Consider the following 10,544-nt stretch of genomic DNA (forward strand, 5'->3'; position numbering starts at 1 on the left):
AACCAAATGGAAATGTTGCCCCGATTAATGAGAGCGCGATTATAGGAAGACCAGTTGGTTGTACGATAAGTTTTAGGAGTAGGTTTATTCATTTTGAAATTATAGGACTGAATAAACCTTATAGGCTAGGTTTGTGCAACAAAGCCCTCTCCCTGTATAAACTTGATATTGTAACAAAATCAAGTTTATTAATTAGAAGAAGCTAAGACAATGAAATTACGATAAATGGTTAGTCACTTTTATATTAGTATTTCTGCGAAATCAATCTCTAAAAATATAAGGGAGACTACCTCCCTTATATTTCAACCAATCGAGATAATCGGTTATCTTATATCTCTAGACCACATATCTTTTACTTAATCCCCATTCTGCCAATATCCGTCTATATGTCGTTGAAGATTTGTCTGCTGCAAAGTGCGCCTCCATTGAAACATCTAATGGAAGTTCTTCCGGTTTTTGACTCTCAACAATATCCTGATCCTCTGCAAAAATTTGTGCATTGAAGTCATATACAGCCTGTAGGTCACCCGTCGTATCAAAATTACGTGTCAACGGAACAAATAGCCTGGTTTGATTATGCGAAACAGGACAACAAGCATTCAAAATTTTTAAAATCCCATTGTTAGGAAAATAGACAGTAAGTGTTGCCGAGAATGGAGGATATACATCAAATTCTCGTTTCCATAAGAAATTCTCTGGCTCTAAATGTCTCAAACTATGAGGAAAGTTACTTACTGTAGAGATATAAATCGTTTTAAGTCCATAATCTGTTCTTTCAGTTTCATATTTTGGCACTACTGGATTATCACGATCAGCGAATGCCTTGTTATGCACCCAGGCAAAATGTGCCACATCGATAAAACCTTCAAGCTGACGACCACTAGAACCTGCTATATCAACAAATGGTGGGAGTATTGATTGATGTTCATCCGAATCCCAAGTTTCAAGAACTGGAAAATTAGCTTCACTTTCATCACGGCTAAATAAGCTGGTCCAAACTAGTCCATATTTCTCAACTACAGGGAATTTAGTTAAGGTGAACCGATCTGAAATTTGGGTAAGTTCTGGTTGAGCAGGGATTTTTACGCACTTACCTTGTGCGTTATAGTTGAGCCCATGATAGGGACAAACAATATTTTCACCTTCTACCCATCCTTTACTTAATGGCACTCCTCGATGTGGACAGATATCTCTGACCAGATGAATTTCTCCACTTTCAGTTTTATAAATAGCCATTTTGACATCAAGAAGCTGAACTTGTTGCGGTTGAGTCGTTACATCCTGGATTTGAACTACCGGATACCAATGCTGCGCTAGAATATTCCAGTCATTTGGGTCAAATTGACTACATTGTGGCTGAGTGAATAAATTGAGAACTGGTATTGCATTCATTTTAGCGCTGCCCCTCTTATAAGTTATTGATTAATTCAAACTTCTTAGCATTGCTTCATCATGACTTTTTCTTTTCTATCTGTCTATTAAAGACTTTAGGAATGGTATTTCTAATTTTTAGAACACTTTTCTTATTATTGTTCTTCTTATCTAAACTTAACGAATAACTAGCATTTTATAACTCATCACAATTCTTAATTGATGCTGAATTACTTGGACTCCTATTACTACTCTGACTTTATTTAGTGTTGCCTTTTTGGCAACGAGTTGAGCGAGATTCTCTGCTATGCACGGAATTAAATTGTCATTAAGTTGATAACAACAAAGTTCAAAGAGCCACAAAAATGTTGATATACACACCACCTTCTACGGCTAAAAGTATTCCAGTAATCGACTTAAGCGACAGTTTTTCCGATAACCTAGAAAAACGGAAATCTGTTGCGTGGGAAATCCATAAAGCATGCAGAACAACAGGTTTCTTCTATATTAAAAATCATGGTATCGCTTCTGAAGTTCTCCAAAAACAACTAGACATTGCAAAACAGTTTTTTGATCTTCCGATCGAAAACAAATTAGAGATTGATTTCAAAAACTCCAAATGCCTTCGTGGTTATGAACCTATGGCAGCCCAAACACTCGATGAGGGTTCTCCTCCTGACCTAAAAGAAGGCTTCATGTCTGGAAAAAACCTAGATTCAAGTCACCCATATGTCCAAAAAGGATATCCACAACATGGGCAAAATCAGTGGCCTGAAGACCTCCCTGAAATGAAAACTCAGACTGAAACTTATATTCAACAGGTGTTAAAACTGGGTAAACATCTAGCTGGTTTACTAGCCCTTTCTCTTGGTCTTGAAGAAAACTACTTCGAAGTAGGCTATGACGAAGCTGTGATTATTACTCGTATGCTTCACTACCCACCACAGTCTGAAGAAATTATAAATAATCAGTTGGGTTGCGGTGCGCACACCGATTGGGGCTTATTGACCCTCTTATTACAAGATGAAGTGGGTGGACTAGAAGTCCGCAACAGTGAGGGTGAATGGATTCGTGCACCTCACATTCCAGATACTTTTATCGTAAATTTAGGTGATTTAGTCCAATTCATGACTAATGGACTATACCTGTCAAATATGCACCGAGTTTTCAATAGTAAAGCAGGAGTCTCTCGTTATTCGGTTCCATCCTTCTTCGATCTGGATTACGAATACAAAATCAAAAGGCTCCAAAATTTAAGTGATGAATTTAAGGCTGAACCTAAAGAAATGACCGTAGGTGAATACTTAGCCTATATGTATCAGAAAACTTACGCTGCGAAAAAAGAAGCCGTTTAATTTATTCAACAGTTGGTATCAAAATTATGAAAAAAATGTTTCCTCTAGGTTGTGCTGGTTTAGGCATTCAAAACTCATCAAAAGAACGACCAGTAAGCCTGAATGAGCCTACTATTCTCGAACAGTTCGAAATGCTAAAAGCTGCGGAGGTCTTTGATTTTCTGGATCGTATCCCTCTTGAAGATAGTCAAATAGATGCTTACATCAAGGCAAGTCAGAAAACAAATATCCCTATTTATTCTGGTTGTGGCTTATATGTCATTGGCAAGGATGAGGAAGCATTCAAACAGGATATTAATCGTAGTGCCGCTGTAGGGGCCAAATTCCACAACATGATGATTTGGGCAAAACATGCAGATGGTCATTATGTAACGAACGAAGAAGTTGCTAAAACTTATATCGATTTCTACACCTACGCTCAAAGTAAAGGAATAACGGTTACCTTAGAGTGCCACGTTGATAACTGGTCTGAAGATTATCGTCGAGTAATTCCGGTGGCAGATCTTATAGAAAAAGAAGGTGTGCCGTTTGAGTTTGCAATGGATTACAGCCATTGTATTTTTAAAATTGAAAATGAAATTGAGCTTGCTGTATCACAAATGCGTGATGATCCTGAAGCTATCAGAAAGTTAGATCCTTTTAATAATGATAGTTTTGCAGATGATTGGCTGAATCGAAATTTAGTTACATGGGGGCAGATCCGTCCTGCAGTCCCGAATAATCCAGTTAACTGGTTAGCATTTGAAACAGGACCATATAATGGCTTAGGAACAAATCGTCCTGGCCGAGGAATTCAGTATCCATTTAATCAACCTACGGAAGGTGAATGGCATACAGACTTCTGGCATGCATATAAGCTTGCACCAACCAAAGAAGTCATTCGTAAAATCATTGATAGCTACTTGAACAATCCAAATTCTAAAGTTCAACTTATGACTGTTGATAATATCAATTTAGAGTCGTATGGTTTAAATTGGAAATACAACATGTTTGCCGACAGTTGCAGTGTTGCCCATTATATTCGTGAGATTTATGAGGAGCGACTGGCAATATTTATGGCAAAACAAAATTCAACTGATACTCTTCAAAGAGAATCAGCATGAATAACCTACTTAATTTAAAAAATATTTTCGTAAATGCCAGTCTTTTAGGACTTTTACTCATCAGTGGGGCCAATCCAGCATTGGCCGCTGATCAAGCGGCTTTTGTCTATGTCGCTCATAAAAACGATTATGGTTGGTCTTATTCACACGATATAGGTCGTCTGAAAGCAGAAAAGTCCTTACAGGGTAAATTTAAGACCTCTTATATCGAGAATATTCTAGATAATGCCGACTCTGAACGTACATTTCGGAGACTCGCACAACAAGGAAATAAGGTTATATTTGCTACTACCTTCGGGTATATGAATGCCATTGAAAAGGTAGCTAAACAGTTCCCGAACACCATTTTTATGCATGCGAACGGATATAAAACTGCAAAAAATGTGGGAGTCTATGATATCCGAACCTATGAAGGCTCTTACTTGCAAGGGGTATTGGCAGGCTATAAGACTAAAAGTAATGTTTGGGTGTTGTAGCACCATTCCCAATTCCTGAAGTCATTAGAGACATCAATGCCTATACACTTGGGGCTCAATCTGTAAATCCAAAAATTAAGACCAAGATAGTCTGGATTAACACTTGGTTTGATTCAGGAAAAGAGCATGAGGCTGCACTTGCATTAATATCGCAAAATGCTGATATATTATCACAAGTCACCAACTCACCCGCTGTAGTTAAAGCTGCTCAGGAAAAAGGGAAATTTGGCTTTGGCTGGAACTCAGATATGAGTAAGTTTGCTCCTAAAGGTCACCTAGCTGCATCAGTGTTATATTGGGAAAAAATCTATACTCCTGTTTTGCAGCAAGTGCATAACAAAATATGGAAGTCGGGATCGACATGGTATGGTGTCAAGGAAGGTGCCATCGATATAGCAGGTTTTGGTCCAATGGTCTCTAACAATGAAAAAATGAAGGTTTTGGCTGTCCGAGATAAAATTCGTAACGGTCAATATATTGTGTTTAGTGGACCACTTTACAAACAAGATGGAACATTACTTTTGGGAAAAGGTAAACATCTCTCAAATACGCAATTGATGAGTATGAATTATTTCGTTAAAGGCGTGGATGCTGCTTATCCAAAATAAACAAAGCTAAGCCTTTATTGAGGGATTTCGATAAGGGCTTAGCTTTTTAGTTGTACTTTTCAGGTTATGTTTATTGTCCAGCTTCGCCTCTTTGTAGGATTTCATCTGTAATAAGCCTGGAGAGAGCGTCTGTTGCTGTGGAAAGATAATGCCCTTTACGTGCATACAGACCTAAATCACAGTAGATACCATTGTTATCATTAAGCGGAATATAGCGAAGGCGATTATTAATTATTTCATTTTCCAACCCAAAGAATGTCTGAAAACCAATTCCCTTATTCCTGAGTATTAACTGTTTCATTAATTCCAAAGAACTCGTTTGCATTTTAAAATTTGGAATAGCATGTTGTGCACCCGCAAATAATGGCGCCAACTGTTGATAAATAGATAAATTAGGTTTTGGCATAATCACATCATAGTCGAGGCACTGATGGAATGACACCGTCTTTTGAGAGGCCAAGGGATGCTCAGTCGATACAATTGCACCTAATTTAAAATGGGATATTGCTATTTGGTGCAAATCATTATGCTTTGGCAAGGCAAAAGCCAAGCCTAGATCCACCCTATTTTCAATGATTTCATTAGGGATATCTTTTGAGCCTAAAATTGTAACCCCTACAGTTACATTAGGATATTTTACTTGGAATTTTTCAATAATCTCTGGCAGGAAATTAATTGCCAGTGTTTCAACACTCGCAATTTCTACATGACCTTTATAAAGCCCTTTCAGTGCATCCAATTCATTCTGCAATCGCTTAGTATCTCGCAATACTAAACTGATATGTCTTGAAAATAACTCACCTGCATGAGTAAGTACCATACCCGAAGGCACCCGATTGAATAATGGTGCTCCAACTTCATCTTCGAGTTTTAAAATTTGCCTGTTTACAGCAGAAGATACGACATTTAATTGTCTGGCTGCTTCCCTGATTGAACCGCACCGGCGTACAGCATCAAAATAATGAATTGCTGCTGAGTGAAAGCGAAGACCACGTGTACTCATTTTAACATCACATCCTATTCCAATTTTAAAGCCCCAATCCATTTATAAATTTGAATGAGCTATTGAAATAGAAGCAAAAAACTTGCCATTAAGTAGCAGCCATTTTTTGGACCTAAAGCATTATTTTCAGTGCATCCCGTTGCTTTTTCAGCATCACCACTCATTTAAAAAAGTTTAAGCAATTGTTTTTATTTAATTAATTAAGAATAGCTCTCTTTTTGGCATCAGCTTGCTCGATATTCATTGCTATGCGGTCTCATGATTATTTTATAAAAAAAGAAAACATTATTTTTGAGAGATTGCTACATGACTGCGCTGGAAAACAATCAAAACATTACCTCTATACCCATCATCGATATTTCTGGACTTTTGGATAATGACATACAAACGCACCAAAACATTGCCTCACATATTCGGAAAGCATGCTTAGATAAAGGTTTTTTTTACATTACGGGACATGGAGTTTCTAAAGCATTACAAGATAAGGTTTTTGAATATTCCAAATTATTTTTTAGTCTTCCCCCAGAACAGAAAAAGCAGTGGTCCAAAGAGCTTTCTGAAGCAAATAGAGGCTATGAATCATTAAGAGCACAAACACTTGAACCTAATTCTCCGCCTGATATAAAGGAAGGCTTTTATATCGGGAAGGAACGCTCACCTTCAGATCCTTTTGTCATCCATAAAGCTTTTAACCAAGGCCCAAACCAATGGCCAGATATTGATGGATTTAAAGAGGTAATGGAGGAATATCAAGTTGAATTGATTAAAGTCTCTGAACGACTCATGCGTGCTATTGCATTATCTCTAAACTTGGAAGCTGACTATTTCACAGAGTTTTGTAAGGATGCAGATTTAGTCACTTTACGCTTATTACACTATCCCCCTCAACCAGCTAATGCTCAACCAAATGAAAAAGGTTGCGGGGCACATACTGATTTCGGCGGGCTTACTCTATTACTTCAAGACCATAATCGTGGTTTACAAGTATGGGATCAGTCAACAAACCAATGGATTTGGGCAGAGCCTATTGAAGATAGTTATGTCGTTAACCTAGGTGACCTAATCTCTATGTGGACGAACAATACATATAGATCCACCCTCCATCGCGTCATCAACATCTCAGGTGGGGAACGATATTCTGTTCCATTCTTCTACAGCGGTAATCACCAGTATCAGATTGAATGCATTCGAGAGTGTTTGGAGGAAAACTCAGAACCGCTATATCCACCAATCAGTGTTGAACAGCATTATCGTAACATGTTCAAAAAAACATATATCTAATAATAAGGAGTTTCCCATGAAAAAATTACCAGTTATCGACATTGCACCTCTTTATGACGTTAACCATCCTGATTATGCAGATATATGCAACCAAATTGACCAAGCATGTCGTGAATGGGGATTCTTCTATATCAGTGGTTATAAACCGAATCACCTTGCAGAAGTTCAAAGTTTAGCTAAAGAGTTTTTTAGTAAGCCTCTACAAGAGAAATTAGAAATAGATATTCAAAAGAATAAAATTGCACATAGAGGATATGGTGCATTAGGAGTAGAACAACTGAACCCTGACTTACCTGAAGACTTTAAAGAAATATATGACATGGGTGTCCATTTAGAAGCTAATCATCCCGAAGTCATTAATCAAGAACCTCTAAGGGGACCAAATGTTTATCCAAATATTGAAGGGTGGAAAGTAGCTACAGAAGAGTATTTTGATGAAATGGTGGATTTAGCAAAAATATTGCTTAATGCCATGTCTCATGCCATTGGTCTTCCGCAAAATTATTTTGATCATTGTCTGCAAGACAGCCTATGTTTTCTCCGGTTAATTCATTATCCGCCTACCTTAGACAATACAGACTCTCAAGGTTTTAATGCGGGAACACATACTGATTATGGGTGTGTAACTATTTTGGCTCAGGATGAAGTAGGTGGATTACAAGTTCAGGATGTAAATGGTAATTGGATCGATGCTCCTCCTATACCTAACACCTATGTAATCAATATCGGAGATATGATGGCACGATGGTCAAATGATCTCTATAAATCGACACCTCATCGCGTTTCGAGTCCTAAAGGAAAACAAAGATTCTCATTTCCATTTTTCATACAACCTAGTCCAAAAACTGTAATCCGTTGCCTACCTAACTGTTACAGCGAATCCAATCCACCTAAGTACTTACCAATTACTAGTATGGAATATTTGCAATCACGTTTTAGTGCAACCTACAAACATCGTGCTGAAGTTTGAATATCGGAAACAATTATATGAAAAAAAATGCGCCCTATCTATTTTTAAGCACATGTTTAATAAGCACTTATTCTTTTGCTGAGGAATCATGGTTAAATTGGCAATCCAATAGTATTTCTGCACTTTACGGTAAAGGTTTTGAAGTTGAACCAGATACACATGAAACCATTACCTTCGAACATGCTAGTAATTGGAAATGGGGAGATCTTTATCTATTCGTCGACACTTATTGGTTTGATGGCGAAAAGACAGCTTCCCAAGGCCATAATGCGGTCTATACAGAAATAGCCCCACGCTTTTCAATAGGAAAACTAACCAATACGAATTTGAGCTTTGGGCCAGTGAAAGATGTCCTAATAGCTACGAGTTTTGACTTAAGTATTCAAGATCAGCCTGGCTATGACGATATGTGGACTTATTTAGTTGGTCCAGGTTTTGACCTAGATATCAAAGGCTTTGATTATTTCACCCTTAATTTTTACTATCGCATTCCAGACGATGGAAACACCCCAAGTGGACAATGGCAAATCACTCCTTCCTGGTCATATACCGTCCCATTTCTTAAATCATCAATCATTTTTGATGGATACATTGATTGGGTAGTCAATTCCAAAGGTAATAACTCTTCCGACTTTCACTTTAACCCACAAATCAAATATGACCTTAGCCCTCATCTAGGCTTAAGCCCAAAAAAATTAGCAGCAGGTATTGAATACGACTATTGGAAAAACAAATTCTTAATCGAAGACACTCCATATTTTAAAACTAATCAAAATGCTACTAGTTTCATCGTCAAATATACCTTTTAGGCTGAAGGAGAAAAACATATATGACTAACACAATCACAGCCAATAACTTAAAACCAAGCTCCATGATTTTTCTCAGTATCCAGCACGTCTTGGTAATGTATGCAGGTGCTGTTTCAATTCCCCTAATTGTTGGAGGAGCTTTAGGGTTAAGCACTGCAGAAATTGCTTTCTTAATTACTGCAGATCTATTTGTTTGTGGCATTGCCACCCTCATTCAAACTATTGGTTTTAAAAATGTAGGTATTCGCTTTCCCATTATGATGGGAGTTACCTTTACTGCAGTAGGCCCAATGATTGCAATTGGGACTAATCCAGATATGGGACTACTAAGTGTATTTGGGGCAATCATTATCGCAGGGATCTTTGGCTTCCTGATTTCACCATTTATTGGAAAGTTAATACGATTCTTCCCTCCTGTGGTGACAGGAACTCAAATTCTTGTGATTGGTCTATCTCTCATTGGTATTGCAGGCACATGGTCCGCTGGCGGATATGGGGTAAAAGACTTTGGAAATCCATTGTACTTATCTATCGCTGCCTGTGTTCTATTAAGCATTATTATCATCAGCCGTTATGTTAAAGGCTTTTTGGGCAACATTTCAGTTCTAATCGGGATGGGAATTGGTTATATCATCGCTGCATTTTCTGGCCTCATCTCTTTAGACAAGATAGATGAAAGCCCATGGTTAGGTTGGGTGATGCCATTTCACTTCGGTATTCCAGAGTTTAACTTTTGGGCTGTCTTGACTATGTGCGTAGTCATGCTGGTTATTTTCATTGAAACAGCTGGGATGTTCATGGCTGTAGGTGAAATTGTTGAAGAAGAGGTGGATCAGGAAAAATTGACTCGCGGTTTTAGAGCTGACAGCCTTGGCACAATGATTGGTGGGATTTTTAATATCTTCCCGTATACATCCTATGCTCAGAACATCGGTTTGCTAGCGATCACAGGTGTTAAGAATCGCAGTGTATGTGCTTTAGCTGGTGTGTTTTTAATCCTTTTAGGTCTATTTCCTAAAATAGCTTACTTTGTTGCGTCTATACCCTCATGTGTTCTAGGTGGAGCCGCATTGTTTATGTTTGGGATGGTGACATCTAATGGTATCAAAGTACTGCAGCGTGTCGACTTTCAAAATGTGAATAATCTCTACATCATTGCAGTCAGTGCCGGCATAGGTATGTTGCCTGTATTCTCACCTACTATTTTCTCACAACTACCATCTTATCTTTCACCTCTGTTAAACAGCCCAATTTTGCTAACGGCTTTTTGTGCTGTGATTTTGAATGCTGTTCTCAATCGAAAACAGCGGATATTGGATGAATAGTATCTTCAGAAATTGAAAGATGCATAAATATCAGATACACAGGGCTTTGTTGCACAAACCTAGCCTATAAGGTTTATTCAGTCCTATAATTTCAAAATGATCAAATCTTTATTTAGACTCTCTTTACGCATGGTCACAGGTTTTGTTCAAAGTCTGATTAAACTTTGTGGATTAAATTGGACCGCACCAGATTACAGTACGCTTTGTCGAAGACAAAAACATATTGATATTGCGATTAGCTAT

Annotated in this window: 8 protein-coding genes and 2 pseudogenes; 8 read left to right on the top strand and 2 right to left on the bottom strand. The window is 37.9% G+C overall.

All coding sequences use genetic code 11. From position 1 onward, the window contains the following. Nucleotides 1-336: 336 nt before the first annotated feature. Entirely contained in the window at nt 337-1,392 is a 1,056-nt protein-coding gene (locus H4I94_RS15545) for an aromatic ring-hydroxylating oxygenase subunit alpha (RefSeq protein WP_000991568.1), read from the bottom strand. A 344-nt stretch (nt 1,393-1,736) separates the two neighbouring features. Between H4I94_RS15545 and H4I94_RS15550 the strand changes: the two genes are divergently transcribed. The 3 genes and pseudogenes from H4I94_RS15550 to H4I94_RS16275 all read left to right on the top strand — a co-directional run bounded on the left by H4I94_RS15550 (nt 1,737) and on the right by H4I94_RS16275 (nt 4,913). Beyond that, a complete protein-coding gene (locus H4I94_RS15550) occupies nt 1,737-2,726 on the top strand; it encodes an isopenicillin N synthase family dioxygenase (RefSeq protein WP_000909845.1) in 990 nt (329 codons plus the stop codon). A 26-nt stretch (nt 2,727-2,752) separates the two neighbouring features. Further along, a complete protein-coding gene (locus H4I94_RS15555) occupies nt 2,753-3,829 on the top strand; it encodes a hypothetical protein (protein ID WP_000738084.1) in 1,077 nt (358 codons plus the stop codon). After that, a pseudogene (locus H4I94_RS16275) lies at nt 3,826-4,913 on the top strand (BMP family ABC transporter substrate-binding protein). The gene H4I94_RS15555 and the pseudogene H4I94_RS16275 overlap by 4 nt, the downstream one beginning before the upstream one ends. A 70-nt stretch (nt 4,914-4,983) precedes the next feature. On the opposite strand, the gene H4I94_RS15570 reads toward H4I94_RS16275, so the two are convergent. Continuing rightward, a complete protein-coding gene (locus tag H4I94_RS15570) occupies nt 4,984-5,916 on the bottom strand; it encodes a LysR family transcriptional regulator (RefSeq protein WP_000107470.1) in 933 nt (310 codons plus the stop codon). 306 nt (nt 5,917-6,222) lie between these two features. Between H4I94_RS15570 and H4I94_RS15575 the strand changes: the two genes are divergently transcribed. The 5 genes and pseudogenes from H4I94_RS15575 to H4I94_RS15595 all read left to right on the top strand — a co-directional run. Continuing rightward, on the top strand, nt 6,223-7,197 hold the full coding sequence (locus H4I94_RS15575; RefSeq protein ID WP_000125683.1) for an isopenicillin N synthase family dioxygenase: 975 nt from the start codon (nt 6,223-6,225) through the stop codon (nt 7,195-7,197). A gap of 16 nt (nt 7,198-7,213) precedes the next feature. Next, nucleotides 7,214-8,167, top strand: a complete 954-nt coding sequence (locus H4I94_RS15580; RefSeq protein ID WP_000735995.1) for an isopenicillin N synthase family dioxygenase — start codon at nt 7,214-7,216, stop codon at nt 8,165-8,167. A gap of 17 nt (nt 8,168-8,184) precedes the next feature. After that, on the top strand, nt 8,185-8,976 hold the full coding sequence (locus H4I94_RS15585) for an outer membrane protein OmpK (RefSeq protein ID WP_004992292.1): 792 nt from the start codon (nt 8,185-8,187) through the stop codon (nt 8,974-8,976). 20 nt (nt 8,977-8,996) lie between these two features. Beyond that, entirely contained in the window at nt 8,997-10,301 is a 1,305-nt protein-coding gene (locus H4I94_RS15590; protein ID WP_000185581.1) for a nucleobase:cation symporter-2 family protein, read from the top strand. A gap of 96 nt (nt 10,302-10,397) precedes the next feature. Next, nucleotides 10,398-10,544: pseudogene (locus H4I94_RS15595) on the top strand (transposase); the annotation flags it as partial.

It is taken from the genome of Acinetobacter sp. T_3_1, from assembly GCF_025377055.1.
GTDB lineage: Bacteria > Pseudomonadota > Gammaproteobacteria > Pseudomonadales > Moraxellaceae > Acinetobacter > Acinetobacter kookii.